The following is a 23,956-nucleotide window of genomic DNA, read 5'->3' as shown; positions in this document are numbered from 1 at the left end:
ATCCGCCCGACCTCGAAGACGACGGTGACCGGCGTTGAAATGTTCCGCAAGCTGCTCGACCAGGGCCAGGCCGGCGACAACATCGGCGCACTGATCCGCGGCGTGAACCGCGACGGCGTCGAGCGTGGCCAGATCCTGTGCAAGCCGGGTTCGGTGAAGCCGCACAAGAAGTTCAAGGCTGANGCCTACATCCTGACGAAGGAAGAAGGCGGCCGTCATACGCCGTTCTTCACCAACTACCGTCCGCAGTTCTACTTCCGCACGACGGACGTGACGGGCATCGTGACGCTGCCGGAAGGCACGGAAATGGTGATGCCGGGCGACAACGTCACGGTTGACGTCGAGCTGATCGTGCCGATCGCCATGGAAGAAAAGCTGCGCTTCGCCATCCGCGAAGGCGGCCGCACCGTCGGCGCCGGTATCGTCGCATCGATCGTAGAGTAATCTTTTAAGCAAGCGGCCCCAGGGCCGCTTGCTTATGACATAAAAATGTAGCAAATGGCGCGCGAGCGCGATTTGCTTCTGCTTCGGCTTCGAGGCAGGCAATGAACAGATAAGGTGGGCCTTAAGGCCTGGAGACTGGAAAGGGACATCGTTTTCGATGTCCTCTTCGATCTTTGAAACCGGTGGTCCGCCTTAGGAAAAGAAGAACAGCCCGTGCCGTTTTGTTGGCACGCGAAGAACAAACACAAGGATAACGTCGAATGAACGGCCAAAATATCCGCATTCGCCTGAAGGCGTTCGATCACCGAATTCTCGATGCTTCCACGCGCGAGATTGTGTCGACGGCGAAGCGCACCGGAGCTAGTGTCCGGGGCCCCGTTCCGCTTCCGACCCGCATCGAGAAGTTTACGGTCAACCGGTCCCCGCACATCGACAAGAAGAGCCGCGAGCAGTTCGAGATGCGCACGCATAAGCGCCTCCTCGACATCGTAGACCCGACCCCGCAGACGGTGGACGCGCTGATGAAGCTCGATCTGGCCGCCGGTGTCGATGTTGAGATCAAGCTCTGAGCCTGGCTCGAGCGGATTTGGAAGGATTGAACCGATGCGTTCAGGTGTGATTGCACAGAAGGTGGGAATGACCCGCGTCTACAACGACGCCGGCGAGCATGTCCCGGTAACGGTATTGCGTATGGAAGGCTGCCAGGTCGTTTCTACGCGCACTGTAGAAAAGAACGGCTATACCGCAGTTCAGCTCGGTGCTGGCCAGGCGAAGGTTAAGAACACGTCTAAGGCGATGCGCGGCAACTTTGCTGTCGCCAACGTCGAGCCGAAGGCCAAGCTCGCAGAATTCCGCGTTTCGGAAGACAATCTGCTCGAGGTCGGCACCGAGCTCAAGGCTGGTCACTTCGCTGCAGGTCAGCTCGTCGACGTGACGGGTACGACCATCGGTAAGGGTTTTGCCGGCGCCATGAAGCGCCACGGCTTCGGCGGTCTGCGCGCCACGCACGGTGTGTCCGTTTCGCACCGTTCGCATGGTTCGACGGGCTCGCGCCAGGATCCAGGCAAGGTTTTCAAGAACAAGAAGATGGCTGGTCACATGGGCCAGACGCGCGTAACGACTCAGAACCTGGAAGTGGTTTCGACCGATGAAGATCGCGGTCTGATCCTGATCAAGGGTGCAGTACCCGGTTCCAAGGGTGCCTGGATCATCGTGCGCGATGCCGTCAAGTCGGCAGCGAAGTAAGGAGCCGGACCAATGGAATTCAACGTCAAGACCCTCGAGGGAAAAGACGCAGGGAAGGTTTCTCTCTCTGACGCGATTTTCGGCCTCGAGCCCCGCGAAGACATTCTTGCCCGCGTCATCCGCTGGCAGCTTGCCAAGAAGCAGCAGGGCACGCACCAGGCAAAGGGCCGCGCGGACGTTTCGCGCACCGGCGCCAAGATGTACAAGCAGAAGGGTACGGGCCGCGCTCGTCACCATTCGGCTCGCGCTCCGCAGTTCCGCGGCGGTGGTAAGGCTCACGGGCCGGTCGCTCGCAGCCACGAGCACGACCTTCCGAAGAAGGTTCGCGCTCTCGGCCTGCGCCACGCTTTGTCGGCCAAGTTCAAGTCCGAGGACGTCATCGTCATCGATAATCTGGTCGCTGCTGAAGCAAAGACCAAGGCTCTCGCATCCGTTTTTGAGACGCTGGGCCTGACCAATGCGCTCTTCATCGGCGGTGCTGAGCTTGACGGCAACTTCAAGCTTGCAGCAAAGAACATCCCGAACATCGATGTTCTGCCGATCCAGGGCATCAACGTTTACGACATCGTGCGCCGCGGCAAGCTCGTGCTTTCCAAGGCTGCCGTTGAAGCTCTAGAGGAGCGTTTCAAGTGACCGATCTTCGCCACTACGATGTGATCGTCTCGCCGGCGATCACCGAAAAGTCCACGCTGGTATCGGAAAACAACCAGGTTGTTTTCAACGTCGCCAAGGCGGCCACGAAGCCGGAAATCAAGGCTGCAGTCGAGGCGCTCTTCGGCGTCAAGGTCACGGCCGTCAACACTCTGCTCCGCAAGGGCAAGACCAAGCGTTTTCGCGGTTTTGTCGGCAAGCAGAAGGACGTGAAGAAGGCTGTCGTGACGCTGGCTGAAGGCCAGACGATCGACGTCTCCACCGGTCTCTGAGGAATAAGAAAATGGCATTGAAAACATTCAATCCTACGACCCCGAGCCAGCGCCAGCTCGTCATCGTTGACCGTTCTGGCCTGTGGAAGGGCAAGCCGGTCAAGGTGCTGACGGAAGGCCTGACCTCCAAGGGTGGCCGCAACAACGCCGGCCGCATCACGGTCCGTTTCCAGGGCGGCGGTCATAAGCGCACCTATCGTCTCGTCGACTTCAAGCGCCGCAAGTTTGACGTCGAGGGCACGGTCCAGCGTATCGAATATGACCCGAACCGCACGGCATACATCGCGCTCGTAACCTACGCGGATGGCGAACAGGCCTACATCCTCGCTCCGCAGCGCCTCGCTGCCGGCGACAAGGTCATCGCTTCCGACAAGGCCGTCGACGTGAAGCCGGGCAACACCATGCCGCTTCAGTTCATTCCGGTCGGCTCCATCATCCACAACGTGGAAATGAAGCCAGGCAAGGGCGGTCAGATCGCACGTTCGGCTGGCGGTTACGCTCAGCTCGTCGGCCGCGACCAGGGCATGGCGATCCTTCGCCTGAACTCGGGCGAACAGCGCCTCGTCCACGGCACTTGCCTGGCGACGATCGGTGCCGTTTCCAACCCGGACCACGGCAACATCAATGATGGCAAGGCCGGCCGTTCGCGCTGGCGTGGCAAGAAGCCGCACAACCGCGGCGTCGTCATGAACCCTGTCGACCATCCGCACGGCGGTGGTGAAGGCCGCACCTCGGGTGGCCGTCATCCGGTTACCCCGTGGGGCAAGCCGACCAAGGGCAAGCGTACCCGGTCGAACAAGTCGACCGACAAGATGATCATGCGCTCGCGTCATCAGCGTAAGAAGTAAGAGAGGAAGTCTCCAATGGCTCGTTCAGTATGGAAAGGTCCGTTCGTTGACGGCTATCTTCTCAAGAAGGCTGAGAAGGTTCGTGAAGGCGGACGTGCAGAAGTAATCAAGATCTGGAGCCGTCGCTCCACGATCCTGCCGCAGTTCGTCGGTCTCACCTTCGGCGTCTACAACGGCAGCAAGCATGTTCCGGTCAGCGTCAATGAAGACATGGTCGGTCACAAATTCGGTGAATTCTCTCCGACCCGGACCTATTACGGTCACGGTGCGGACAAGAAGGCAAAGAGGAAGTAACAATGGGCAAGGCAAAAGCCGAACGCCGGCTGAAGGACAACGAGGCGCAAGCAGTCGCCCGCACGCTCCGCGTCAGCCCACAGAAGCTCAACCTGGTTGCTGCGGCCATCCGCGGCAAGAAGGTTGACCGCGCACTCGCTGAGCTGGAGTTCTCCCGCAAGCGCATCGCAGGCGCCGTCAAGAAGACGCTCGAATCTGCGATCGCCAACGCCGAGAACAACCACGATCTCGACGTCGACTCGCTGGTCGTAGCAGAAGCCTATGTCGGCAAGTCGATCGTCATGAAGCGCTTCCACGCTCGTGGCCGCGGCCGTGCATCTCGCATCGAGAAGCCGTTCGCCCACCTGACGATCGTCGTCCGCGAAGTGCAGGCACAAGAGGAGGCCGCATAATGGGTCAAAAAATCAATCCAATCGGTTTCCGTCTTGGCATCAACCGCACCTGGGATAGCCGCTGGTTCGCGGACAATGCCGAGTACGGTCAGCTCCTGCACGAAGACCTGAAGATGCGCAAGTTCGTCATGAGCGAACTGAAGCAGGCTGGCATTGCAAAGGTCGTCATCGAGCGTCCGCACAAGAAGTGCCGCGTCACGATCCACTCGGCTCGCCCGGGTCTGATCATCGGCAAGAAGGGTGCAGACATCGACAAGCTCCGCAAGAAGCTGTCGGACATGACGAACTCCGAAACGCACCTCAACATCGTCGAAGTGCGCAAGCCGGAAGTCGACGCGACGCTCGTCGCACAGTCGATTGCCCAGCAGCTGGAACGCCGCGTGGCTTTCCGCCGCGCCATGAAGCGCGCTGTTCAGTCTGCAATGCGTCTTGGCGCCGAAGGCATCAGGATCACCTGCGCAGGCCGTCTCGGCGGTGCGGAAATCGCTCGTACCGAATGGTATCGCGAGGGCCGCGTTCCGCTGCACACCCTGCGTGCGGACATCGACTACGGTACGGCTGAAGCCGAAACCGCATTCGGCATCTGCGGCATCAAGGTCTGGATCTTCAAGGGCGAAATCCTTGAGCACGATCCGCTGGCCTCCGAGCGCCGCGCACTCGAGGGTGACGCTCAGGGTCCGGCAAGCCGTGATCGCGATCGTCGCCGCGACAACGCTTGATAGCGTTGGTGGCAGATAAGTTCGGAGAATAAGAAAATGTTGCAGCCAAAGCGTACCAAGTACCGCAAGCAATTCAAGGGCCGCATCAAGGGCGTCGCCAAGGGTGGTTCCGACCTCGCCTTCGGTGAATTCGGCCTGAAGGCTCAGGAGCCCAACCGCGTCAACGCACGTGAAATCGAAGCGGCCCGCCGCGCGATCACGCGCTACATGAAGCGCGCCGGCCGTGTATGGATCCGCGTGTTCCCGGACGTTCCGGTAACCGCAAAGCCGACCGAAGTCCGCATGGGTAAGGGTAAGGGCTCCGTCGAATATTGGGCATGCAAGGTCAAGCCTGGCCGCATGATGTTCGAGATCGACGGCGTTACCGAAGAGATCGCCCGCGAGGCGCTTCGTCTCGGCTCGGCCAAGCTCTCGGTCAAGACGCGCTTCGTTCAGCGCATTGCAGAGTAAGGAGAGGCAGATGAAAGCCGAAGAAGTCCGCGGCCTCACGGCCGATCAGCTCAAGGACAAGCTCGCCAACCTCAAGAAGGAGCAGTTCAACCTGCGCTTCCAGAAGGCAACCGGCCAGCTCGAAAAGTCCTCGCGCATCAACGAAGTCCGCAAGGACATCGCCCGCGTGAAAACCATTGCCCGCCAGAAGGCGGCAGAAGCAAAGGCGTAAAGGAAGAATAACATGCCGAAGCGCATTCTGCAGGGCGTTGTCGTTGGCGACAAGAACGAGAAGACTGTCGTAGTTCGCGTTGAGCGCCGTTTTGCTCACCCGCTGCTTCAGAAGACCGTTCGTCGTTCCAAGAAGTACAAGGCCCACGACGAAAACAACCAGTACAAGATCGGCGATACCGTATCCATCGAGGAATGCGCACCGATCTCCAAGGACAAGCGCTGGACGGTCATTTCCGCCCAGGGCAAGTAACAGAATTTTGCGCGAGGCCTTGCGTCTCGCCGAAATTTCTGTATGAAGCAGCGTCAGAACGCTCGAATGCCGGGCGTTCTTTTGCTTTGAGCGCATGGAAGGTCCCGTCGGGAAACCACCTTGGCACGATTTTTCCCGCGCTATTCAAGCTATTGCCGTGTCTGTACCCGCCCTTGAGGCGGGTTCGGCGGGCTGACAATTTTCATGAGCCGGGGTAGGGGGCGCAAGCCCAACCATTCCGGTAAAACAAGAAGGCGACCTGATATGATTCAGATGCAAACAAACCTCGACGTCGCGGATAATTCCGGCGCACGTCGTGTCATGTGCATCAAGGTGCTGGGCGGCTCGAAGCGCAAGTATGCCTCGATCGGCGACGTCATCGTCGTTTCGATCAAAGAAGCGATCCCGCGCGGCCGCGTGAAGAAGGGTGACGTGATGAAGGCGGTGGTCGTTCGTACCGCCAAGGAAATCCGTCGCGTGGATGGCAGCATCATCCGCTTCGACACGAATGCAGCAGTCCTCATCGACAACAAGAAAGAGCCGATCGGCACCCGTATCTTCGGACCGGTTCCGCGCGAACTTCGCGCCAAGAACCACATGAAGATCATCTCGCTGGCTCCCGAAGTACTGTAAGGAGCGGGAACGATGCAGAAGATTCGTAAAGGCGACAAGGTCGTCATGCTCGCAGGCAAGGACAAAGGCCGTACCGGCGAAGTCCTCCAGGTTCTGCCGAAGGAAGATCGCGCGGTCGTCCGTGGCGTCAACGTCGTCAAGCGCCACCAGCGCCAGACGCAGACGCAGGAAGCCGGCATCATCAGCAAGGAAGCCTCGGTTCACCTGTCCAACATTGCAATCGTCGACAAGGACGGCAAGCCGACCCGCGTCGGTTTCAAGGTCGTTGACGGCAAGAAGGTCCGTGTGGCCAAGCGTTCTGGAGATGTGATCGATGGCTGAGGCAAAGTACGAGCCGCGGCTCAAGAAGGAATATGTCGAGCGCATCCGCAAGGCGATGCAGGAGAAGTTCTCCTATGCCAACGAGATGCAGATCCCGAGGCTCGACAAGATCGTAATCAACATGGGTGTTGGCGAAGCAACGGCTGATTCGAAGAAGCCGACGATTGCCGCAGCCGACCTGGCAGCGATCGCCGGCCAGAAGCCGGTCATCACCCGTGCACGCAACTCCATCGCTGGCTTCAAGGTCCGCGAGCAGATGCCGATCGGCGCCAAGGTCACCCTGCGCGGCGCCCGCATGTACGAGTTCCTGGACCGTCTCGTGAACATCGCGCTTCCGCGCGTTCGCGACTTCCGCGGCCTGAACCCGAAGAGCTTTGACGGCCGTGGCAACTTCGCCATGGGCATCAAGGAGCACATTGTGTTCCCTGAGATCAACTACGACAAGGTTGATCAGATGTGGGGCATGGACATCATCGTTTGCACGACGGCAACGAAGGACGACGAAGCACGGGCTCTGCTGACAGAGTTCAACTTCCCGTTCCGTCAGTAACCGTAACGACGAGCGTAGAAAAGGAACCTGACATGGCGAAGACAAGCGCAGTTGAAAAGAACAAGCGCCGCCGTACTACGGTCGCAATTCAGGCTGCCAAGCGCGCAGCCCTGAAGGCGATCATCATGAACCAGTCTCTTCCGATCGAAGAGCGGTTCAAGGCCTCGATCAAGCTGGCATCCCTGCCGCGCGATGGATCGAAGACCCGCATTCGCAACCGTTGCGAAGTATCGGGCCGCCCGCGCGCGTACTACCGCAAACTGCGCATGTCGCGTATCGCGCTGCGTGAACTGGGCAATCTCGGCAAGGTGCCGGGCATCGTCAAGTCGAGCTGGTAAGGAGCAGGTTAGATGACAATGACTGATCCGTTGGGCGATATGCTCACTCGCATCCGCAACGGCGCTTCCCGCCGCAAGTCGTCGGTTTCGACGCCTGCGTCCAAGCTCCGTGCACGCGTTCTCGATGTCCTGCAGTCCGAAGGCTACATCCGTGGCTATTCCGTTGTCGATTTCGGCAATGGCAAGTCGGAACTCAGCATCGAGCTGAAGTACTACGAAGGCACATCGGTGATCCGCGAGATCGGCCGTGTGTCCAAGCCGGGCCGCCGGGTCTATGTCTCGGTCAAGTCCATTCCGCAGGTCGCGAACGGTCTCGGCATCACCATCCTTTCGACTCCGAAGGGCGTGATGGCCGATCACCAGGCTCGCGAACAGAACGTTGGTGGCGAGGTTCTTTGCTCTGTCTTCTAAGACAGGGCAGGGATCTCCATTGCGAACAGACAGGATTTAAACATGTCTCGTATCGGTAAGAAGCCCGTTCAGGTGCCTGCTGGAATCACGGCTACGGTCGATGGCCAGAAGGTTACTGCAAAGGGCCCGAAGGGCGAGCTGTTCTTCGTCGCAAACGACGAAGTCGGCGTAAAGCTCGAAGATAATGCGGTCGTGGTCACGCCGCTCAACCAGACCAAGGATGCTCGCGCAAAGTGGGGTATGTCCCGCACAATGATCGAGAACATCTTCAAGGGCGTCAAGGACGGTTACGAGCGCAAGCTCGAAATCAACGGCGTTGGCTATCGTGCGTCCATGCAGGGCAAGAACCTGCAGCTGGCTCTCGGTTTCAGCCACGACGTGGTCTATGAGCCGCCGGTCGGTATCTCGATTGCTGTTCCGAAGCCGACGGAAATCGTCGTCACCGGCATCAACAAGCAGCAGGTCGGTCAGGTCGCCGCCGAAATCCGCGAATACCGCGGTCCCGAGCCCTACAAGGGCAAGGGCGTGAAGTATGCCGACGAGCGTATCGTCCGCAAAGAAGGCAAGAAGAAGTAAGGATCACGCGAAATGGCTAGCAGGAAAGAAGCACTTGCACGTCGTGCCAACCGCGTGCGCCGTCAACTCAAGTCGGTGGCCAATGGCCGTCCGCGCCTGTCGGTTCATCGCTCCTCGAAGAACATCTACGCACAGATCATCGATGATGTGGCCGGCAAGACGCTTGCGGCTGCCTCCACGCTCGATAAGGATCTTCGCGGTTCTCTGAAGACCGGTGCCGACACCGCAGCAGCTGCCCTCGTCGGCAAGCTCGTTGCAGAGCGCGCCTCCAAGGCCGGCGTCAAGGAAGTCGTATTCGACCGTGGCGCCTTCATCTATCACGGCCGCATCAAGGCTCTTGCAGAAGCAGCCCGCGAAGGCGGTCTGACCTTCTAAAGAGATTTCCGGCCGCGCGTCTTTTGGACAGCGGCCGGATTTTCACCGGACCGCAAACGCTTCCGCAAGGGAGACCGATGCGGTCCTCGTTTGTTTGCCGATTGCACCCGGAAAAGAAAAAGGAAGAGGACAATGGCACAGGAAAGAAGGGGTTCTCGCGAAGATCGCCAGAGCCGCGAAGAGCGCGACAGCGAATTCGTCGACAAGCTTGTCGCGATCAACCGCGTCGCCAAGGTTGTTAAGGGTGGCCGCCGTTTCGGTTTCGCCGCTCTCGTCGTCGTCGGTGACCAGAAAGGCCGCGTAGGCTTCGGTCACGGTAAGGCACGCGAAGTGCCGGAAGCGATCCGCAAGGCAACGGAAGCCGCCAAGCGCGAGCTGATCTTCGTTCCCCTGCGCGAAGGCCGCACTCTGCATCACGACGTCCATGGCCGCCATGGCGCCGGAAAGGTTCTGCTGCGCTCGGCCAAGGTCGGTACCGGTATCATCGCCGGCGGTCCGATGCGCGCCGTTTTCGAAACGCTCGGCGTTCACGACGTTGTCGCCAAGTCGACCGGTTCCTCGAACCCGTACAACATGGTTCGCGCAACCTTCGACGCTTTGAAGCACCAGGTTCACCCGAAGGACATCGCAGCTCAGCGCGGCATCAAGTATGCTACGCTCCAGGCTCGCCGTGCTGCCTCCGGCAACGCCTCTGAAGAATAAGAGGAGTCTGACCCATGGCTAAGGCTACCAAGAAGACCGAAGCGAAGACGGTTACCGTCGAGCAGATCGGCAGCCCGATTCGCCGGCCGGCTGTACAGCGCCAGACGCTGATCGGCCTCGGCCTCAACAAGATGCACCGGACCCGCACCCTGGAAGATACGCCTTCGGTTCGCGGTATGATCCGTGCTGTCCAGCATCTCGTTCGCGTCGTCGACGAGAAGTGAGACGGAGGTTATCATCATGAAACTCAATGAAATCAGAGATAACGAAGGTTCGACCCACAGCCGCAAGCGCCTCGGCCGCGGTATCGGTTCGGGCTCGGGTAAGACCGGTGGTCGCGGTGTGAAGGGTCAGAAGTCCCGTTCCGGCGTCGCCATCAACGGTTTTGAAGGTGGTCAGATGCCAATCTACCGCCGTCTGCCGAAGCGCGGCTTCACGAACATCTTCAAGGCTGACTTCGTCGTCGTCTCTCTCGCACGCATTCAGGCTGCGATCGACGCCGGCAAGCTCGACGCCAAGGCGACTGTCGATGCCGCAGCCCTCAAGGCCGCCGGTGTGATCCGCCGCGCCAAGGACGGCGTTCGCGTTCTCGCCGACGGCGAGCTGAAGGCAAAGATCAAGCTCGAAGTCGCAGGCGCTTCCAAGCCCGCCGTCGAGAAGATCGAAAAGGCCGGCGCATCGATCACGCTTCTTTCTGCCGCAGCGGCAGAATAATAATCTTATGATATGTCGCCCGGGGTGGCTTCACACCGGGCGATTTTGCTCCCATATGTGGGCCTCACAAGAATCTGCATCGTTGCACCCCAGCAGCATGCCGGTTTCGACAAAATCAAGGGTGAGGCATAGGTTGCGCCAGCAATCCGTCCGTAGCCCGGTTGTGAATAATTTGAATACTGATTCCGGGTCCGGCACTCGCTCGAAGCGCCCGAATTGGTAGCGCGGAGAATCGCATGGCGTCTGCAGCGGAACAATTGGCTTCCAATCTTAGTTTTTCGACCTTCGCCAAAGCCGAGGATCTCAAGAAGCGCCTGTGGTTCACGCTGGCAGCTCTCCTCGTCTATCGTCTTGGTACGCATATTCCGCTTCCGGGCCTCAACCCCGAAGCCTATGCCCAGGCCTTCCGCAGCCAGGCGGGCGGCATTCTCGGCCTCTTCAACATGTTTTCGGGCGGCGCCGTTCAGCGCATGGCGATTTTCGCGCTCGGCATCATGCCCTATATCTCCGCTTCGATCATCGTGCAGTTGATGACCTCGGTCGTGCCGGCGCTCGAAAACCTGAAAAAGGAAGGCGAGCAGGGACGCAAGATCATCAACCAGTACACCCGCTACGGCACCGTGCTGCTCGGCGCACTGCAGGCCTATGGCATCGCGGTCGGCCTTGAAAGCGGCAGCGGCCTCGTGGTCGATCCGGGCTTGTTCTTCCGTATTTCCACCGTCATCACTCTGCTCGGCGGCACGATGTTCCTGATGTGGCTCGGCGAGCAGATCACCTCGCGCGGCATTGGCAACGGCATTTCGCTGATCATCTTCGCAGGCATCGCTGCCGGTCTTCCGAGCGCGCTTGCCGGTACGCTCGAACTCGGCCGCACGGGTGCGCTTTCGACGTCGCTGATTCTCGCTGTCATCGTGATCGCAATGGCCGTTATCGCCGTCATCGTCTTCGTCGAGCGCGCCCAGCGGCGGCTCCTGATCCAGTATCCGAAGCGTCAAGTCGGCAACCGGATGTTCCAGGGCGATACGTCGCACCTGCCGCTGAAGCTGAATACCTCGGGCGTCATCCCGGCGATCTTCGCCTCGTCGCTGCTGCTTCTGCCAGCGACCGTCGCGGGCTTTGCCAACACGACGGCTCTGCCGTCCTGGGCGACGGCGATCGTTGCGGCGCTCGGGCACGGTCAGCCGCTCTACATGCTGCTCTACGCGGCGCTGATCGCCTTCTTCGCCTTCTTTTACACGGCCATCGTCTTCAATCCGAAGGACACGGCCGACAATCTGAAGAAGCATGGCGGCTTCATTCCCGGCATCCGTCCAGGCGAGCGCACCGCCGAATATATCGATTTCGTCCTGACCCGCATCACGGTCATCGGCGCGGTCTATCTCGTCTTCGTCTGCATCCTGCCTGAGATCCTGGTGTCGCAAACTGGCATCCCATTGGCCCTTGGTGGTACTTCGCTTTTGATCGTGGTTAGCGTAACTCTTGATACGGTGGCTCAGATCCAGGGTCATCTGATTGCACAGCAGTACGAAGGCCTGATCAAGAAATCGAAGTTGCGTGGAGGAAAGAGGGGGCGATGAGACTCATACTTTTGGGGCCGCCGGGCGCGGGTAAGGGAACCCAGGCCCAGCGGATCGTGGAGAAGTACGGCATTCCGCAGCTTTCCACGGGTGACATGCTTCGCGCAGCCGTTCACGCTGGAACCGAGGTCGGCAAGCGGGCCGATGCCTTGATGAAGGCCGGCAGGCTTGTGCCCGACGAAGTCGTCAACGCCATCGTCTCCGAGCGCATCGACCAGCCGGACTGTGCGAATGGCTTCATCCTCGACGGTTTCCCCCGGACGCTGATCCAGGCGGATGCCACGGAAGCGATGCTTCGCGCAAAGGGTCTCGACCTTTCCGTCGTCATCGAGTTGAAGGTCAACGACGACGAGCTCATTCGCCGTGTTGCGGGGCGCTATTCATGCGCACAATGCGGCAGCGTCTACCACGACACCGACAAGGCTCCGCAGCGCGAAGGCGTCTGCGACAAGTGCGGTTCGACGCATTTCAAGCGCCGGCCGGACGATAACCCGGAGACGATGACGGCGCGGCTTCAGGTCTATTACAAGGAAACCTCGCCGTTGATCGGCTATTACTACGCCAAGGGGAAGCTCAAGAGCGTGGACGGCATGGCCGACATAGACCACGTCACTGGCGAGGTCGACACCATCCTTTCGAAGCTTTAAGGCTTTGAAAATAAACTTGGCGGGACCGGTTGCCTTTCAGCGCTGATTCCGCTAAACACCGCGCCAACTCGCGATATTCGATGCGATCGGCGCGGATTTCCCAAAGGAAGTCCGGGTTCGGTCGTTTTGACATGTTACGAACCCAAATTTGAACGAGCGGCCCTTCGGAGGGCGGCATAATCGAAGCCCTCTTGCCGGATGGCAACTGGAACTCAAGGAGAATAGGCGTGGCACGTATCGCTGGCGTCAACATCCCGACTGCGAAGCGCGTCGTTATCGCGCTGACCTACATTCACGGGATCGGTTCGAAATTCGCACAGGAAATCGTCGAGAAGGTCGGCATCCCGGCTGATCGCCGCGTGCACCAGCTCACGGACGCTGAAGTTCTTCAGATCCGCGAAACGATCGACCGCGACTATCAGGTCGAAGGTGATCTTCGTCGCGAAACCTCGATGAACATCAAGCGTCTGATGGACCTCGGCTGCTACCGCGGCCTGCGTCATCGCCGCGGCCTGCCGGTTCGCGGTCAGCGCACGCACACCAATGCCCGCACCCGCAAGGGCCCGGCAAAGGCGATCGCTGGTAAGAAGAAGTAATTTCCGGGAAACCGGGAGTGGGAGGCTGGCGGTCTGCGCCGGCCTCTTTTGAGTTTGGGGCGGGGCTGTAAGGCGCCGCTCCGGTGTAGCCGCTGGTATTACGGCGGTGAAGATATCCAAGAAAGGGATACAATGGCCAAGGAAGCCGTCCGCGTTCGCCGTCGCGAACGTAAAAACATTTCGTCGGGTGTGGCACACGTCAACTCGACCTTCAACAACACGATGATCACCATCACTGACGCGCAGGGCAATGCAATCGCCTGGTCGTCTGCCGGTGCCAAGGGCTTTAAGGGTTCGCGCAAGTCGACCCCGTTCGCAGCCCAGATCGCTGCTGAAGATGCTGCCAAGAAGGCGCAGGAACATGGCATGAAGTCGCTGGAAGTCGAAGTTTGCGGTCCGGGTTCTGGTCGTGAATCCGCGCTGCGCGCGCTCCAGGCTGCCGGTTTCATGATCACGTCCATCCGCGACGTGACGCCGATCCCGCACAATGGCTGCCGCCCGCGCAAGAAGCGCCGCGTCTGATCATCGCCACTCACAACACCGGTGAGCGTTTTGTTGACGCTCCCGGTGCTTCTCAAGCTCGGTTGCCACGATTGGATGGTGGCAACGAACGGAAGGCAAAACAATGATCCAGAAGAACTGGCAGGAATTGATCAAGCCGAACAAGGTCGAGTTCTCTTCGAACTCGCGCATCAAGGCGACGCTCGTTGCAGAGCCGCTGGAGCGCGGTTTCGGCCTGACCCTCGGCAACGCGCTTCGTCGCGTTCTGCTCTCCTCGCTGCGTGGTGCCGCTGTGACGGCCGTGCAGATCGACGGCGTGCTGCACGAATTCTCCTCGATTCCGGGCGTCCGCGAAGACGTGACGGATATCGTGCTCAACATCAAGGAAATCGCCATCAAGATGGATGGCGATGACGCAAAGCGCATGGTCGTCCGCAAGCAGGGCCCGGGCGTTGTGACGGCTGGTGACATCCAGACGGTCGGCGATATCGAAATCCTCAACCCCGAGCATGTCATCTGCACGCTCGACGAGGGCGCCGAAATCCGTATGGAATTCACCGTCAACAACGGCAAGGGCTACGTTCCGGCCGAACGCAATCGTGCGGAAGATGCTCCGATCGGCCTGATCCCGGTCGACAGCCTCTATTCGCCGGTCAAGAAGGTGTCCTACAAGGTTGAAAACACCCGTGAAGGACAGGTTCTCGACTACGACAAGCTGACGATGACCATCGAAACCGATGGCTCCGTTTCCGGCGAAGACGCCGTCGCTTTTGCGGCGCGCATCCTCCAGGACCAGCTTGGCGTCTTCGTCAACTTCGACGAGCCGCAGAAGGAAGCCGAAGAGGAAGCAGTCACCGAACTCGCTTTCAACCCGGCACTCCTCAAGAAGGTAGACGAACTCGAACTGTCGGTCCGCTCGGCAAACTGCCTGAAGAACGACAACATCGTCTACATCGGCGACCTCATTCAGAAGACCGAAGCAGAAATGCTCCGCACGCCGAATTTTGGTCGCAAGTCGCTGAACGAAATCAAGGAAGTTCTCGCTTCCATGGGCCTGCATCTCGGCATGGAAGTGCCGGCATGGCCGCCTGAGAACATCGAAGATCTCGCCAAGCGGTACGAAGACCAGTACTAACCATCAAACGGCGGGCGAGATGCCTGCATGTGAAGGAGAATAGCAATGCGCCACGGTAAAGCCGGCCGCAAGCTGAATAGAACCGCAAGCCACCGCAAGGCGATGTTCGCCAACATGGCGGCTTCGCTCATCACGCATGAGCAGATCGTGACGACCCTGCCGAAGGCAAAGGAAATCCGACCGATCGTTGAAAAGCTCGTTACCCTCGGCAAGCGCGGCGACCTGCACGCTCGCCGTCAGGCGATCTCGCAGATCAAGGACGCCGCAGTCGTTTCGAAGCTCTTCGACACGATCGCTTCGCGCTATGCAACCCGCAATGGCGGCTACCTGCGTATCATGAAGGCCGGTTTCCGCCAGGGCGACAACGCCGCTCTCGCCGTCATCGAATTCGTTGACCGCGACACCTTCGCCAAAGGCGCAGCCGACAAGGCCCGCACCGCCGCCGAAGAGCAGGCCGTCGCCGCCTGATACTGTCCGGTTCACCGGAAGCAAACAGCCGGGCTGAGAAGCCCGGCTTTTTTTGTTGATCGCTATTGGACGTGTTGAACGCTGATTGCGCTATGCGAAACTGACGATCCTGGCGATTTCAACGCGTGGTGGATGTCATGGGAAATTTAGGTGAACTGCTGAGTGAGATCCGACTTCTCGAAGAGGCCCTTCACCGCCACGAGATACGCCGTTCAAGAACGGCAGTAGAAGAGCTACTTTCGGAGGATTTCGTAGAGTTCGGCAGTTCCGGGGCGATATATCGCCGTAACGAGATCATCGACCTTCTCGTACAGGAAAACGACAATGCAGATCCTGGCGAATTGCTGGCCTACGATTATTCACTCACCACCATATCTTCGGACGCAGTTTTGCTGACCTATCGCACTCGTCGCGCAAGAGAGGATGGATCTGAGCGACATGTTTTGCGCAGCTCAATTTGGAAGCACTCCGAAATTGGATGGCAAATGCTGTTTCACCAAGGGACCGTTATAGCCTGACACTGCAGGCTCAAGCCGCGGTCGCCGCCGCCCGGCTGTCTTGCCGTGCTTGCCCGCGCTTCCTGCTGCGGGCGATCGGCCGCCAGGAGCGGTAGAGGATCAGCAGGATCAGCAGGCCGACATAGATGTATTGCTCGAGGCCTAAGACCTTGGTCGAGAGGGCGAAGTGCAGCGCGCCGCAGGCTGCGACGATGTAGACGAGGCGGTGAAGGCGGACCCAGTTCGCACCGAGGCGGCGGATCGAGCAATTGTTGGATGTCAGCGCAAGCGGAATGAGCAGCGTCAGGCCCGCCATGCCGAACATGATGAAGGGCCGTTTCACGACATCGTCGATGACAGCTTGAATGATCAATGCCTGGTCGAGCACCATGTAGACGGTGAAATGCATTGCGACATAGTAGAAACAGAGCACGCCGAGGGAACGGCGGTAGCGCAGGTAGTTCCAGCCGAAGAGATCGCGGGCAGGGCTGATGGCGAGCGTCAGGATCAGGAAGCGGATCGCCCAGATGCCGAGGAACAGTTCGAAGGTCTTCACCGGATCGGCGCCGAGCCCGTCGGTGGCGCCGAGGTAGAAGTACCAGGCGGCGGGCACGAGCCCCGCCACGTAGAGCAGCCAGACGGATGCCGGCTGCCAGCGTTTCGGAAGCGTAAGCGAGAAATCCGTCATCAGAAATTCGCCTTCAGGTCCATTCCGGAATAGAGGCTTGCGACCTCATCGGCGTAACCGTTGAAAGGCAACGTCGGATGGCGGCTGGCGCCGAAGAAGCCGCTTTCGCCGATGCGCCGTTCGCTCGCCTGGCTCCAGCGAGGATGATCGACCGCCGGATTGACGTTGGCATAGAAACCATATTCCTGCGAGTTGGTGACCTGCCAGGTGTTCTTCGGCTGCTGGTCGGTGAGCGTGATCTTCACGATCGACTTGATGCCCTTGAAGCCGTATTTCCACGGCACGACGAGGCGGATGGGCGCACCATTCTGGTTCGGCAGCGTTTCGCCATAGAGACCGACAGCAAGCAGCGTCAGCGGGTGACGGGCCTCGTCGAGGCGCAGGCCCTCGACATAAGGCCATTCGAGTGACTGGAAGATGCCTTTCTGGCCCGGCATCTCGTCCGGCCGGACGACGGTTTCAAAGGCGACGTATTTGGCGCTGCCCAGCGGTTCCACCTTGTCGAGCAGGGCTGCAAGCGGGAAGCCGTCCCATGGGATCACCATCGACCAGGCCTCGACACAGCGCATACGGTAGACGCGCTCCTCGATGGGAAATTCCTTGATCAGGGCCTCGATATCGAAGGTGCCCGGTTTGCCGACCATGCCGTCGACCTTGACGGTCCAGGGCAGGGGCTTGAAGTCGCCGGAAAGGGCCGCGGGGTCTCCCTTGTCGAGGCCAAATTCGTAGAAGTTGTTATAGGTCGTCACATCCTTCAGCGGCGTCGTTTTTTCACCGACCTTGTATTTGCTCTCAATGACGGAAAGGGCCGCAGCGCTCGCCTTACCGGCCCCGTAGAGCGCCATGGCGCCGAGCGTTGCAGCCCCAAGGAACTCGCGGCGGCGGAGATAGACCTGGCGCGGCGTGACCTCCGAAGACGGGATCTTTAGCGGATGATAAGCCGGCATTTCGAAATCCTCCTGGGCGGGAACGGCCCGATATGTCAATAAACGCATCAGCAGCGTCTTTGGATCACTGTGTAGGCCTTGAAGATTGCTTTCGGGAAGCCAATTTTTTGTGTTCGGGTGTGATGGGATAGCCTGTAACAAAAGGCTGCGATCCACCGTATATGTCCGATGGGCGCAAATGGGCGGCGTACCGGATTTGCCCTTGCCGGTAGTGACAGTCCCGGCTGATTGGATTAGGACAATTCCAAAATGCAGCGGCTGCCCGGCCTGCAAGTTTTCTTGCCGTCCCGCATCGTCCGCGCAATTTCCGCAGATCAAGGAAGAAATCGATGCCAGCTTACCGTTCCAGAACCACGACTCACGGCCGCAACATGGCGGGCGCGCGCGGCCTTTGGCGCGCGACAGGCATGAAGGACTCGGATTTCGGCAAGCCGATCATCGCGGTGGTGAATTCCTTCACCCAGTTCGTGCCGGGCCACGTACATCTGAAGGACCTCGGCCAGCTTGTCGCCCGGGAGATCGAAGCAGCCGGTGGCGTTGCCAAGGAATTCAACACGATCGCCGTCGACGATGGCATCGCCATGGGCCATGACGGCATGCTCTATTCGCTGCCGTCGCGCGAACTGATCGCCGACAGCGTCGAATACATGGTCAACGCCCATTGCGCCGACGCCATGGTCTGCATCTCGAACTGCGACAAGATCACCCCCGGCATGCTGATGGCATCGCTGCGCCTCAACATCCCGTCGGTCTTCGTTTCCGGCGGCCCGATGGAAGCCGGCAAAGTCGTGCTGCAGGGCAAGACGCATGCGCTCGATCTGGTCGATGCCATGGTTGCCGCCGCTGACGACAAGATCAGCGACGAAGATGTTCAGACGATCGAGCGCTCGGCCTGTCCGACCTGCGGCTCGTGCTCCGGCATGTTCACGGCCAATTCCATGAACTGCCTGACAGAAGCGCTCGGCCTGTCGCTGCCCGGCAACGGCTCGACGCTTGCAACCCATGCCGACCGCAAGCGCCTCTTCGTCGAGGCCGGGCACCTGATCGTCGATCTCGCCCGCCGCTACTACGAGCAGGACGACGTCAAGGCGCTGCCGCGCACGATCGCTTCGAAGCGGGCCTTTGAAAACGCCATGGCGCTCGATATCGCCATGGGCGGCTCGACCAATACCGTTCTGCACATCCTGGCTGCCGCCCATGAAGGCGAAGTCGATTTCACGCTGGCCGACATCGACGCGCTGTCGCGCCGCGTGCCGTGCCTTTCCAAGGTCGCGCCGGCCAAGGCCGACGTGCACATGGAAGACGTCCACCGCGCCGGCGGCATCATGTCGATCCTCGGCGAGCTGGACAAGGGCGGTCTGCTCAACCGCGACTGCCCGACCGTTCATGCCGAGACGCTGGGTGACGCTATCGACCGCTGGGATATCACCCGTACCAGCAGCGAGACGGTTCGCGACTTCTACCTCGCGGCCCCCGGCGGCATCCCGACCCAGGTCGCCTTCAGCCAGAGCGCCCGCTGGGAAGAGCTGGATACCGACCGGGAAAAGGGCGTCATCCGCTCGGTCGAGCATCCGTTCTCGAAGGATGGCGGCCTGGCTGTCCTCAAGGGTAATCTTGCGCTCGACGGCTGCATCGTGAAGACGGCGGGCGTCGATGAATCGATCCTCAAATTCTCCGGCCCGGCCAAGGTCTACGAAAGCCAGGATGCTGCGGTGAAAGCCATCCTCGGCAACGAGGTCGTCGCGGGCGACGTCGTCGTCATCCGCTACGAAGGCCCGAAGGGCGGCCCCGGCATGCAGGAAATGCTCTATCCGACGAGCTATTTGAAGTCGAAGGGCCTCGGCAAGGCATGCGCGCTGATCACCGACGGCCGCTTCTCCGGCGGCACCTCCGGCCTCTCGATCGGGCACGTTTCGCCGGAAGCGGCGAACGGTGGCACGATCGGCTTGGTGCGCCCGGGTGACATGATCGATATCGACATCCCGAACCGCACGATCAGCCTGCGCATCAGCGACGCCGAACTTGCGACCCGCCGTTCGGAGCAGGAAGAGAAGGGCTGGCATCCGGCCGAACACCGCAAGCGCAATGTCACGACGGCGCTGAAGGCCTATGCGGCTTTCGCGACGAGTGCGGACCGCGGCGCGGTGCGCGATCTCGGCGGCCGCTGAGGAACTGGAAGACTTAATCAGGAGACGGCGCCTTGCGGAATGCGGGCGCCGTTTTGTCTGTCTGTTCAGAGTAATGCGGAAGTCGTCCTTTGCAGAGGGGCTGAACAGGCGCGGCTATAGCGGCCGGTTGATGTTCTTGTAGGTCTCGCCGAGCTGTTTCATCCGCTCGTCATAGGCGGCCTTGATGCAGGCGGCATCAGCCCCGCATTCCTGCCGCTTCTTCAGCCAGGCCGTTTGCTCGTCCTGCAGCGTGCCGCGCGAGCCCATGGCGAGCAGGCCAGAAAGAAGATCGAACGTCGTCGTCATCTTCACGTCGGCATCATTGAGTGCGCGGTTGTCGCAGATCACCTTTTCGTCCGGCTTCAGCTCCTTTGCATCGCAGTCGAAGCTTGCGGCCCGGGCGGCGCCACAGATCAAACATGCTGCGGACAAGGCAAGTATGGCAAGGGTAAGGGAACGTGTCATGCAAATCTTCCTGATTCAGGGAGGTAGCGCCTCAAAGGAACGCCAGTACCAGAAAGATGAAGCAGCAAGTCCAGACGGCAAGGACGAAAAGGAGCCCCGCTCTGCTACTGGCCGGACGGTCGGCGCGCAATTCGGCCTCCTTCCGGAGTTCGGCCATGATCTCCGGCGGGACGAGCTTGACGGCCAGCAAAATGCCGAGCGGAACGATGACGAGGTCGTCGAGATAGCCGAGGACGGGCACGAAATCCGGGATCAGATCGATAGGCGAAAGCGCATAGGCCGCCACTGCTGCAGCGGTCGCTTTTGCAAGCCACGGAACGCGTGGGTCGCGGGCGGCAAGCCACAATGCGGCAATGTCACGCCTCAGTGACTTCGCCCATGTTTTCGCTTTTGATATCAGTTCCATGCTGGAAGTTCCTCACGTGCTTTCAAACCTGCCTTATTCCTTCATGCTTCCGCCCTCTTTCCTTTCTAACGTCCAGCGCTACAACACATTCTCAATACGAATTCAGAAGGGATTCCAATGCAAGGCCTGTTGAAACGCGCTTCCATTTCGCTCTTTGCGCTGGTCGTCGCTTTGCCGTTCGGCGCAGATGCGCAGGACGCGAAGATGGTGCCGCAAAGCCAGGCGGAACTGCAGCTTTCCTTCGCGCCGCTCGTCAAGCAGACGTCAGGCGCCGTGGTGAATGTCTACGCAGAGAAGATCATCCAGCGCCAATCTCCCTTCGCAGGCGACCCTTTCTTCGAGCAGTTCTTTGGCCAGCAGATGCCGAATCGCACCGAGAAGCAATCCTCGCTCGGCTCCGGCGTCATCGTTGAAGCAAACGGCACAGTGGTGACGAATAACCACGTCATCGAGGGTGCGGACGACATCAAGGTGGCGCTGTCGGACGGCCGCGAGTTCCCCTGCAAAGTCGTGCTGCGTGACGACCGGCTCGATCTCGCGGTGCTGAAGATCGACACCAAGGCGAGCTTCCCGACGCTGGCGATCGGCAATTCGGATGCCGTCGAGGTCGGCGATCTCGTGCTTGCGATCGGCAATCCCTTCGGCGTCGGCCAGACGGTGACGAGCGGCATCGTTTCGGCGCTTGCGCGCAACCAGGTTGTCAAGAACGAGTTCGGCTTCTTCATCCAGACCGACGCGTCGATCAATCCCGGCAATTCGGGCGGTGCGCTGATGAACATGAAGGGTGAACTGATCGGCATCAATACGGCGATCTTCTCGCGCGGCGGCGGCTCGAACGGTATCGGCTTCGCAATCCCCGCCAACCTGGTGAAGGTGTTCCTGGCTTCGGCAGATGCTGGCGTGAAGTCGTTCGAACGCCCCTATGTCGGCGCCACCTTCGACGCGGTGACCTCCGAGGTTGCAGAGGCGCTCGGTCTCGACAAGGCACGCGGCGCGCTGATCGTCAAAGTGACGGATGACGGTCCTGCATCCAAGGCGGGACTGAGAGCCGGCGAGATCGTCACGGCGGTGAACGGCGTTCCGGTCGAGCATCCCGACGCGCTTCTCTATCGCCTGACGACGGCGGGCCTCGGCAGCTCCGTCAACCTGACCGTCGCCGAGAATGGCGGCGAGCAGCAGGTGGCGCTGAAGCTCGACCGGGCGCCGGAAACCTCGCCGCGCGACCAGCGCACGATTGGCGGGCGCACGCCCTTCACCGGTACTGTCGTCGAGAACCTGTCGCCGCGCGTTGCCGACGAGCTGCGCATGCCGACGGAATCGACCGGTGTCGTCGTTGCCGATGTGAAGGATGGCTCGCCTGCAGCGCGTCTCGGCTTCGAGCCGAAGGACATCATCGTTTCGATCAATGGCGCACCGGTACAGACAACGGAGGAGTTGGAACAGATGGCCGACGCGGACCCGGGTTTCTGGCGCGTTGAGATCGAGCGCGACGGCCAGCGGATAAGGCAGTTCTTCCGATGAGCGACGATCTCTTCGCACCGCGTGTTCCAGAGGAGGTCGCCAACAGGCGGCCTCTCGCAGATCGGCTCCGGCCTCAGACGATTGCCGAAGTCACCGGCCAGGAACATCTGACGGGCGAAGACGGCGTGTTGCGCCGGATGATCGCAAGCGGTTCGCTCGGCTCCATGATCTTCTGGGGCCCGCCCGGCACCGGCAAGACGACCGTTGCCCGGTTGCTGTCCGGTGAAGCGGACCTTGCCTTCGAACAGATCTCGGCGATCTTCTCCGGCGTCGCCGACCTCAAGAAGGTTTTCGACGCCGCGCGCCTGCGCCGCATGGGCGGCCGCCAGACGCTGCTTTTCGTCGACGAAATCCACCGCTTCAACCGTGCCCAGCAGGATAGTTTCCTGCCGGTCATGGAAGACGGCACCATCATCCTCGTCGGTGCCACCACAGAGAATCCGTCCTTCGAGCTCAACGCCGCTCTCTTGTCTCGCGCCCGCGTGCTAACCTTCAAATCGCATGATGAAGAAAGCCTGGAAGAACTGCTGAAGCGCGCCGAGACGGCCGAAGGCAAGGCGTTGCCGCTGACGGCGGATGCACGCGCCAGCCTCTTGCGCATGGCAGACGGCGACGGCCGTGCCGTACTGACGCTTGCCGAGGAGGTCTGGCGCGCCGCCCGCGACGGCGAGACGTTCGATACCGAAGCGCTAACGCGCATCGTGCAGCGCCGTGCCCCGGTCTATGACAAGGCGCAGGACGGCCACTACAACCTCATCTCCGCGCTGCATAAGTCCGTGCGCGGCTCCGATCCGGATGCAGCGCTCTACTATCTCGCCCGCATGTTCGATGCCGGCGAGGACCCGCTCTATCTCGGTCGGCGGCTGGTGCGCATGGCAGTGGAGGATATCGGCCTTGCCGATCCGCAGGCGCTGGTCATCTGCAATGCCGCCAAGGACGCCTATGATTACCTTGGGTCACCGGAAGGTGAATTGGCGTTCGCGCAGGCCTGCGTCTATCTGGCGACCGCCCCGAAATCCAATGCCGTCTACACGGCGTTCAAGGCCGCCACGCAGGCGGCAAAAGAGAACGGCTCGCTGCTGCCGCCGAAGCATATCCTGAACGCGCCGACCAAGCTGATGAAGGGCGAAGGTTATGGCGAGGGCTATCGCTACGACCACGACGAGCCCGACGCCTTTTCGGGCCAGGACTATTTTCCGGAGAAGATGGGCCGCCAGACCTTCTACGATCCGCCGGAGCGCGGTTTTGAGCGCGATATCCGCAAGAGGCTGGAATATTGGGCGAAGCTCAGAAAAGAGCGCAATCCGCGCTAGTTGCCATCCGGTGATTTTATGACGCGTGCTTCTGGCCCGCCGGCGCAGCGATCACCTTCACTGCGGATTCGGCAAGCCCGTGATGGCCTTCCATGTCCACGATCAGATGCCAGTGGCCGCTTTCGGGAAGGACGACCCTGATGGGCGATTTCTTGGCAACTCCGCCGATATACTTGAAATCGAGAACCTCGGTGAAGCGCTGATAGTTCGGCGCCGTCATCAGCCGCACATTGTTCACAGCATTCAGCGTCACCTCGATAACGGTTCCGGCGCGCTGCTCGTGAAGATCATAATGGGTAAAGCGGAAGTTCGGTTTCGGCATCGGTCTTTGTGGATTAAATGTCTCTTGCCGCTAATGTTAGGGGACGCCGGTTAAGGAAGAGTTGGGCTGCGCCAGGGTGTGAAGTGCTGGACGCTCCCGCGCTAAGACTGCGGGAACAGCGCAGTCAGTCCTTCGGGTACCTCACGACAACGGCCAGAGATTGGCGATGACGACGTAGAGTTCGACAAAAGCAAGCACGATGCTGAAGATCATCAGGATTTGCGCCGTGCGGCGTTCGCGCATCTGGCGCGCTCCGGTCTTGTGGCGCGAAGGAGGAAACGAAAAGGGCGGAAACATCAGACGCATG

Annotated in this window: 38 protein-coding genes; 32 read left to right on the top strand and 6 right to left on the bottom strand. The window is 60.3% G+C overall.

The genetic code is table 11. The features are described 5' to 3' along the window. The 29 genes from A3C3_RS0130700 to A3C3_RS0130560 all read left to right on the top strand — a co-directional run. A partial coding sequence (locus tag A3C3_RS0130700; protein ID WP_028740143.1) for an EF-Tu C-terminal domain-related protein occupies positions 1-444 on the top strand: 444 nt, incomplete at its 5' end. Between the two features lie 260 nt (positions 445-704). Continuing rightward, a complete protein-coding gene (rpsJ, locus tag A3C3_RS0130695; RefSeq protein ID WP_003547547.1) occupies positions 705-1,013 on the top strand; it encodes a 30S ribosomal protein S10 in 309 nt (102 codons plus the stop codon). A gap of 34 nt (positions 1,014-1,047) precedes the next feature. Then, positions 1,048-1,689 carry a 50S ribosomal protein L3 gene (gene rplC, locus A3C3_RS0130690; protein ID WP_022718392.1) on the top strand — a complete coding sequence of 214 codons (642 nt, stop codon included), beginning with the start codon at positions 1,048-1,050 and terminating at the stop codon, positions 1,687-1,689. Between the two features lie 12 nt (positions 1,690-1,701). Next, complete coding sequence (rplD, locus tag A3C3_RS0130685; protein ID WP_022718391.1) at positions 1,702-2,322, top strand: 50S ribosomal protein L4; 621 nt, start codon at positions 1,702-1,704, stop codon at positions 2,320-2,322. Then, positions 2,319-2,612, top strand: coding sequence for a 50S ribosomal protein L23 (locus A3C3_RS0130680; protein WP_022718390.1), 294 nt, complete (start codon positions 2,319-2,321; stop codon positions 2,610-2,612). The genes rplD and A3C3_RS0130680 overlap by 4 nt, the downstream gene beginning before the upstream one ends. A gap of 11 nt (positions 2,613-2,623) precedes the next feature. Continuing rightward, positions 2,624-3,460, top strand: a complete 837-nt coding sequence (rplB, locus tag A3C3_RS0130675) for a 50S ribosomal protein L2 (RefSeq protein WP_022718389.1) — start codon at positions 2,624-2,626, stop codon at positions 3,458-3,460. 15 nt (positions 3,461-3,475) lie between these two features. Beyond that, positions 3,476-3,754 carry a 30S ribosomal protein S19 gene (gene rpsS / locus A3C3_RS0130670; protein ID WP_007531666.1) on the top strand — a complete coding sequence of 93 codons (279 nt, stop codon included), beginning with the start codon at positions 3,476-3,478 and terminating at the stop codon, positions 3,752-3,754. 2 nt (positions 3,755-3,756) lie between these two features. After that, positions 3,757-4,146: a 50S ribosomal protein L22 gene (gene rplV, locus A3C3_RS0130665; protein ID WP_022718388.1), complete on the top strand. Its 390-nt coding sequence runs from the start codon at positions 3,757-3,759 to the stop codon at positions 4,144-4,146. Then, on the top strand, positions 4,146-4,865 hold the full coding sequence (rpsC, locus tag A3C3_RS0130660; RefSeq protein ID WP_022718387.1) for a 30S ribosomal protein S3: 720 nt from the start codon (positions 4,146-4,148) through the stop codon (positions 4,863-4,865). Before rplV ends, rpsC begins: the two co-directional genes overlap by 1 nt. Before the next feature lie 36 nt (positions 4,866-4,901). After that, the gene (gene rplP, locus A3C3_RS0130655; RefSeq protein ID WP_022718386.1) at positions 4,902-5,315 is read left to right on the top strand and encodes a 50S ribosomal protein L16; all 414 of its coding nucleotides are present in this window, start codon (positions 4,902-4,904) and stop codon (positions 5,313-5,315) included. A gap of 10 nt (positions 5,316-5,325) precedes the next feature. Beyond that, positions 5,326-5,526, top strand: a complete 201-nt coding sequence (gene rpmC, locus A3C3_RS0130650; protein ID WP_022718385.1) for a 50S ribosomal protein L29 — start codon at positions 5,326-5,328, stop codon at positions 5,524-5,526. A 12-nt stretch (positions 5,527-5,538) separates the two neighbouring features. Further along, on the top strand, positions 5,539-5,778 hold the full coding sequence (gene rpsQ / locus A3C3_RS0130645) for a 30S ribosomal protein S17 (RefSeq protein WP_003547557.1): 240 nt from the start codon (positions 5,539-5,541) through the stop codon (positions 5,776-5,778). Between the two features lie 264 nt (positions 5,779-6,042). Next, on the top strand, positions 6,043-6,411 hold the full coding sequence (gene rplN, locus A3C3_RS0130640; RefSeq protein ID WP_018900268.1) for a 50S ribosomal protein L14: 369 nt from the start codon (positions 6,043-6,045) through the stop codon (positions 6,409-6,411). Between the two features lie 12 nt (positions 6,412-6,423). Continuing rightward, positions 6,424-6,732, top strand: a complete 309-nt coding sequence (rplX, locus tag A3C3_RS0130635) for a 50S ribosomal protein L24 (RefSeq protein WP_022718384.1) — start codon at positions 6,424-6,426, stop codon at positions 6,730-6,732. Then, the gene (rplE, locus tag A3C3_RS0130630; protein WP_022718383.1) at positions 6,725-7,282 is read left to right on the top strand and encodes a 50S ribosomal protein L5; all 558 of its coding nucleotides are present in this window, start codon (positions 6,725-6,727) and stop codon (positions 7,280-7,282) included. Before rplX ends, rplE begins: the two co-directional genes overlap by 8 nt. 32 nt (positions 7,283-7,314) lie before the next feature. Beyond that, a complete protein-coding gene (rpsN, locus tag A3C3_RS0130625) occupies positions 7,315-7,620 on the top strand; it encodes a 30S ribosomal protein S14 (RefSeq protein WP_022718382.1) in 306 nt (101 codons plus the stop codon). 12 nt (positions 7,621-7,632) lie between these two features. Further along, a complete protein-coding gene (gene rpsH, locus A3C3_RS0130620; RefSeq protein ID WP_022718381.1) occupies positions 7,633-8,031 on the top strand; it encodes a 30S ribosomal protein S8 in 399 nt (132 codons plus the stop codon). Positions 8,032-8,073: 42 nt separating this feature from the next. After that, complete coding sequence (gene rplF, locus A3C3_RS0130615) at positions 8,074-8,607, top strand: 50S ribosomal protein L6 (protein ID WP_022718380.1); 534 nt, start codon at positions 8,074-8,076, stop codon at positions 8,605-8,607. 12 nt (positions 8,608-8,619) lie between these two features. Further along, positions 8,620-8,982 (top strand): 50S ribosomal protein L18, encoded by a 363-nt coding sequence (gene rplR / locus A3C3_RS0130610; protein WP_022718379.1) that lies wholly within the window; start codon positions 8,620-8,622, stop codon positions 8,980-8,982. Between the two features lie 132 nt (positions 8,983-9,114). Further along, positions 9,115-9,684: a 30S ribosomal protein S5 gene (gene rpsE / locus A3C3_RS0130605; RefSeq protein ID WP_022718378.1), complete on the top strand. Its 570-nt coding sequence runs from the start codon at positions 9,115-9,117 to the stop codon at positions 9,682-9,684. 14 nt (positions 9,685-9,698) lie between these two features. Further along, positions 9,699-9,908: a 50S ribosomal protein L30 gene (rpmD, locus tag A3C3_RS0130600; RefSeq protein WP_022718377.1), complete on the top strand. Its 210-nt coding sequence runs from the start codon at positions 9,699-9,701 to the stop codon at positions 9,906-9,908. Positions 9,909-9,924: 16 nt separating this feature from the next. Further along, positions 9,925-10,398 carry a 50S ribosomal protein L15 gene (gene rplO / locus A3C3_RS0130595; RefSeq protein WP_022718376.1) on the top strand — a complete coding sequence of 158 codons (474 nt, stop codon included), beginning with the start codon at positions 9,925-9,927 and terminating at the stop codon, positions 10,396-10,398. Between the two features lie 236 nt (positions 10,399-10,634). Next, positions 10,635-11,975: a preprotein translocase subunit SecY gene (gene secY, locus A3C3_RS0130590; RefSeq protein ID WP_022718375.1), complete on the top strand. Its 1,341-nt coding sequence runs from the start codon at positions 10,635-10,637 to the stop codon at positions 11,973-11,975. Continuing rightward, entirely contained in the window at positions 11,972-12,622 is a 651-nt protein-coding gene (locus tag A3C3_RS0130585) for an adenylate kinase (protein ID WP_022718374.1), read from the top strand. The genes secY and A3C3_RS0130585 overlap by 4 nt, the downstream gene beginning before the upstream one ends. Positions 12,623-12,849: 227 nt before the next feature. After that, entirely contained in the window at positions 12,850-13,218 is a 369-nt protein-coding gene (gene rpsM, locus A3C3_RS0130580) for a 30S ribosomal protein S13 (protein WP_022718373.1), read from the top strand. Positions 13,219-13,350: 132 nt separating this feature from the next. After that, positions 13,351-13,740, top strand: a complete 390-nt coding sequence (rpsK, locus tag A3C3_RS0130575) for a 30S ribosomal protein S11 (protein WP_022718372.1) — start codon at positions 13,351-13,353, stop codon at positions 13,738-13,740. Between the two features lie 103 nt (positions 13,741-13,843). After that, positions 13,844-14,854 carry a DNA-directed RNA polymerase subunit alpha gene (locus A3C3_RS0130570; RefSeq protein WP_022718371.1) on the top strand — a complete coding sequence of 337 codons (1,011 nt, stop codon included), beginning with the start codon at positions 13,844-13,846 and terminating at the stop codon, positions 14,852-14,854. 45 nt (positions 14,855-14,899) lie between these two features. Then, entirely contained in the window at positions 14,900-15,322 is a 423-nt protein-coding gene (gene rplQ / locus A3C3_RS0130565; RefSeq protein ID WP_022718370.1) for a 50S ribosomal protein L17, read from the top strand. 137 nt (positions 15,323-15,459) lie between these two features. Continuing rightward, positions 15,460-15,840 carry a nuclear transport factor 2 family protein gene (locus A3C3_RS0130560; protein WP_033419886.1) on the top strand — a complete coding sequence of 127 codons (381 nt, stop codon included), beginning with the start codon at positions 15,460-15,462 and terminating at the stop codon, positions 15,838-15,840. A gap of 10 nt (positions 15,841-15,850) precedes the next feature. Here A3C3_RS0130560 and msrQ read toward each other — a convergent pair whose 3' ends face one another. Continuing rightward, entirely contained in the window at positions 15,851-16,507 is a 657-nt protein-coding gene (gene msrQ / locus A3C3_RS0130555; RefSeq protein WP_022718368.1) for a protein-methionine-sulfoxide reductase heme-binding subunit MsrQ, read from the bottom strand. Beyond that, the gene (gene msrP, locus A3C3_RS0130550; RefSeq protein WP_022718367.1) at positions 16,507-17,454 is read right to left on the bottom strand and encodes a protein-methionine-sulfoxide reductase catalytic subunit MsrP; all 948 of its coding nucleotides are present in this window, start codon (positions 17,452-17,454) and stop codon (positions 16,507-16,509) included. Before msrP ends, msrQ begins: the two co-directional genes overlap by 1 nt. A 329-nt stretch (positions 17,455-17,783) precedes the next feature. Between msrP and ilvD the strand changes: the two genes are divergently transcribed. Further along, positions 17,784-19,622 (top strand): dihydroxy-acid dehydratase, encoded by a 1,839-nt coding sequence (gene ilvD, locus A3C3_RS0130545; protein ID WP_022718366.1) that lies wholly within the window; start codon positions 17,784-17,786, stop codon positions 19,620-19,622. Between the two features lie 114 nt (positions 19,623-19,736). Here ilvD and A3C3_RS0130540 read toward each other — a convergent pair whose 3' ends face one another. Next, entirely contained in the window at positions 19,737-20,087 is a 351-nt protein-coding gene (locus A3C3_RS0130540; protein WP_022718365.1) for a lysozyme inhibitor LprI family protein, read from the bottom strand. 31 nt (positions 20,088-20,118) lie between these two features. After that, positions 20,119-20,493, bottom strand: a complete 375-nt coding sequence (locus A3C3_RS0130535) for a YkvA family protein (protein ID WP_022718364.1) — start codon at positions 20,491-20,493, stop codon at positions 20,119-20,121. Between the two features lie 117 nt (positions 20,494-20,610). Here A3C3_RS0130535 and A3C3_RS0130530 point away from each other — a divergent pair, with 117 nt between their 5' ends. Together A3C3_RS0130530 and A3C3_RS0130525 are read left to right on the top strand one after the other, a co-directional pair. Beyond that, positions 20,611-22,014 carry a DegQ family serine endoprotease gene (locus A3C3_RS0130530; protein WP_022718363.1) on the top strand — a complete coding sequence of 468 codons (1,404 nt, stop codon included), beginning with the start codon at positions 20,611-20,613 and terminating at the stop codon, positions 22,012-22,014. Continuing rightward, entirely contained in the window at positions 22,011-23,327 is a 1,317-nt protein-coding gene (locus A3C3_RS0130525; RefSeq protein ID WP_022718362.1) for a replication-associated recombination protein A, read from the top strand. The genes A3C3_RS0130530 and A3C3_RS0130525 overlap by 4 nt, the downstream gene beginning before the upstream one ends. Before the next feature lie 16 nt (positions 23,328-23,343). Here A3C3_RS0130525 and A3C3_RS0130520 read toward each other — a convergent pair whose 3' ends face one another. Then, on the bottom strand, positions 23,344-23,649 hold the full coding sequence (locus tag A3C3_RS0130520) for a DUF1883 domain-containing protein (protein WP_022718361.1): 306 nt from the start codon (positions 23,647-23,649) through the stop codon (positions 23,344-23,346). A gap of 141 nt (positions 23,650-23,790) precedes the next feature. Further along, positions 23,791-23,955 (bottom strand): hypothetical protein, encoded by a 165-nt coding sequence (locus tag A3C3_RS45600; RefSeq protein ID WP_022718360.1) that lies wholly within the window; start codon positions 23,953-23,955, stop codon positions 23,791-23,793. Between the last annotated feature and the right edge of the window lies 1 nt (position 23,956).

The organism is Rhizobium mongolense USDA 1844 (genome assembly GCF_000419765.1).
In the GTDB taxonomy this organism is placed as follows: domain Bacteria; phylum Pseudomonadota; class Alphaproteobacteria; order Rhizobiales; family Rhizobiaceae; genus Rhizobium; species Rhizobium mongolense.
The sequence above is the reverse complement of the archived record's forward strand: the minus strand, read 5'-3'. Positions and strand labels throughout refer to the sequence as shown.

Excerpts from the sequence above, each read along its gene's own strand:
- rpsJ (WP_003547547.1), top strand. The coding sequence starts at position 705 with ATGAACGGCCAAAATATCCGCATTCGCCTGAAGGCGTTCGATCACCGA.
- rplC (WP_022718392.1), top strand. The coding sequence starts at position 1,048 with ATGCGTTCAGGTGTGATTGCACAGAAGGTGGGAATGACCCGCGTCTAC.
- rplD (WP_022718391.1), top strand. The coding sequence starts at position 1,702 with ATGGAATTCAACGTCAAGACCCTCGAGGGAAAAGACGCAGGGAAGGTT.
- rplB (WP_022718389.1), top strand. The coding sequence starts at position 2,624 with ATGGCATTGAAAACATTCAATCCTACGACCCCGAGCCAGCGCCAGCTC.
- rpsS (WP_007531666.1), top strand. The coding sequence starts at position 3,476 with ATGGCTCGTTCAGTATGGAAAGGTCCGTTCGTTGACGGCTATCTTCTC.
- rplV (WP_022718388.1), top strand. The coding sequence starts at position 3,757 with ATGGGCAAGGCAAAAGCCGAACGCCGGCTGAAGGACAACGAGGCGCAA.
- rpsC (WP_022718387.1), top strand. The coding sequence starts at position 4,146 with ATGGGTCAAAAAATCAATCCAATCGGTTTCCGTCTTGGCATCAACCGC.
- rplP (WP_022718386.1), top strand. The coding sequence starts at position 4,902 with ATGTTGCAGCCAAAGCGTACCAAGTACCGCAAGCAATTCAAGGGCCGC.
- rpmC (WP_022718385.1), top strand. The coding sequence starts at position 5,326 with ATGAAAGCCGAAGAAGTCCGCGGCCTCACGGCCGATCAGCTCAAGGAC.
- rpsQ (WP_003547557.1), top strand. The coding sequence starts at position 5,539 with ATGCCGAAGCGCATTCTGCAGGGCGTTGTCGTTGGCGACAAGAACGAG.
- rplN (WP_018900268.1), top strand. The coding sequence starts at position 6,043 with ATGATTCAGATGCAAACAAACCTCGACGTCGCGGATAATTCCGGCGCA.
- rplX (WP_022718384.1), top strand. The coding sequence starts at position 6,424 with ATGCAGAAGATTCGTAAAGGCGACAAGGTCGTCATGCTCGCAGGCAAG.
- rplE (WP_022718383.1), top strand. The coding sequence starts at position 6,725 with ATGGCTGAGGCAAAGTACGAGCCGCGGCTCAAGAAGGAATATGTCGAG.
- rpsN (WP_022718382.1), top strand. The coding sequence starts at position 7,315 with ATGGCGAAGACAAGCGCAGTTGAAAAGAACAAGCGCCGCCGTACTACG.
- rpsH (WP_022718381.1), top strand. The coding sequence starts at position 7,633 with ATGACAATGACTGATCCGTTGGGCGATATGCTCACTCGCATCCGCAAC.
- rplF (WP_022718380.1), top strand. The coding sequence starts at position 8,074 with ATGTCTCGTATCGGTAAGAAGCCCGTTCAGGTGCCTGCTGGAATCACG.
- rplR (WP_022718379.1), top strand. The coding sequence starts at position 8,620 with ATGGCTAGCAGGAAAGAAGCACTTGCACGTCGTGCCAACCGCGTGCGC.
- rpsE (WP_022718378.1), top strand. The coding sequence starts at position 9,115 with ATGGCACAGGAAAGAAGGGGTTCTCGCGAAGATCGCCAGAGCCGCGAA.
- rpmD (WP_022718377.1), top strand. The coding sequence starts at position 9,699 with ATGGCTAAGGCTACCAAGAAGACCGAAGCGAAGACGGTTACCGTCGAG.
- rplO (WP_022718376.1), top strand. The coding sequence starts at position 9,925 with ATGAAACTCAATGAAATCAGAGATAACGAAGGTTCGACCCACAGCCGC.
- secY (WP_022718375.1), top strand. The coding sequence starts at position 10,635 with ATGGCGTCTGCAGCGGAACAATTGGCTTCCAATCTTAGTTTTTCGACC.
- A3C3_RS0130585 (WP_022718374.1), top strand. The coding sequence starts at position 11,972 with ATGAGACTCATACTTTTGGGGCCGCCGGGCGCGGGTAAGGGAACCCAG.
- rpsK (WP_022718372.1), top strand. The coding sequence starts at position 13,351 with ATGGCCAAGGAAGCCGTCCGCGTTCGCCGTCGCGAACGTAAAAACATT.
- A3C3_RS0130570 (WP_022718371.1), top strand. The coding sequence starts at position 13,844 with ATGATCCAGAAGAACTGGCAGGAATTGATCAAGCCGAACAAGGTCGAG.
- rplQ (WP_022718370.1), top strand. The coding sequence starts at position 14,900 with ATGCGCCACGGTAAAGCCGGCCGCAAGCTGAATAGAACCGCAAGCCAC.
- A3C3_RS0130560 (WP_033419886.1), top strand. The coding sequence starts at position 15,460 with ATGGGAAATTTAGGTGAACTGCTGAGTGAGATCCGACTTCTCGAAGAG.
- msrQ (WP_022718368.1), bottom strand. The coding sequence starts at position 16,507 with ATGACGGATTTCTCGCTTACGCTTCCGAAACGCTGGCAGCCGGCATCC.
- msrP (WP_022718367.1), bottom strand. The coding sequence starts at position 17,454 with ATGCCGGCTTATCATCCGCTAAAGATCCCGTCTTCGGAGGTCACGCCG.
- ilvD (WP_022718366.1), top strand. The coding sequence starts at position 17,784 with ATGCCAGCTTACCGTTCCAGAACCACGACTCACGGCCGCAACATGGCG.
- A3C3_RS0130540 (WP_022718365.1), bottom strand. The coding sequence starts at position 20,087 with ATGACACGTTCCCTTACCCTTGCCATACTTGCCTTGTCCGCAGCATGT.
- A3C3_RS0130535 (WP_022718364.1), bottom strand. The coding sequence starts at position 20,493 with ATGGAACTGATATCAAAAGCGAAAACATGGGCGAAGTCACTGAGGCGT.
- A3C3_RS0130530 (WP_022718363.1), top strand. The coding sequence starts at position 20,611 with ATGCAAGGCCTGTTGAAACGCGCTTCCATTTCGCTCTTTGCGCTGGTC.
- A3C3_RS0130525 (WP_022718362.1), top strand. The coding sequence starts at position 22,011 with ATGAGCGACGATCTCTTCGCACCGCGTGTTCCAGAGGAGGTCGCCAAC.
- A3C3_RS0130520 (WP_022718361.1), bottom strand. The coding sequence starts at position 23,649 with ATGCCGAAACCGAACTTCCGCTTTACCCATTATGATCTTCACGAGCAG.
- A3C3_RS45600 (WP_022718360.1), bottom strand. The coding sequence starts at position 23,955 with ATGCGTCTGATGTTTCCGCCCTTTTCGTTTCCTCCTTCGCGCCACAAG.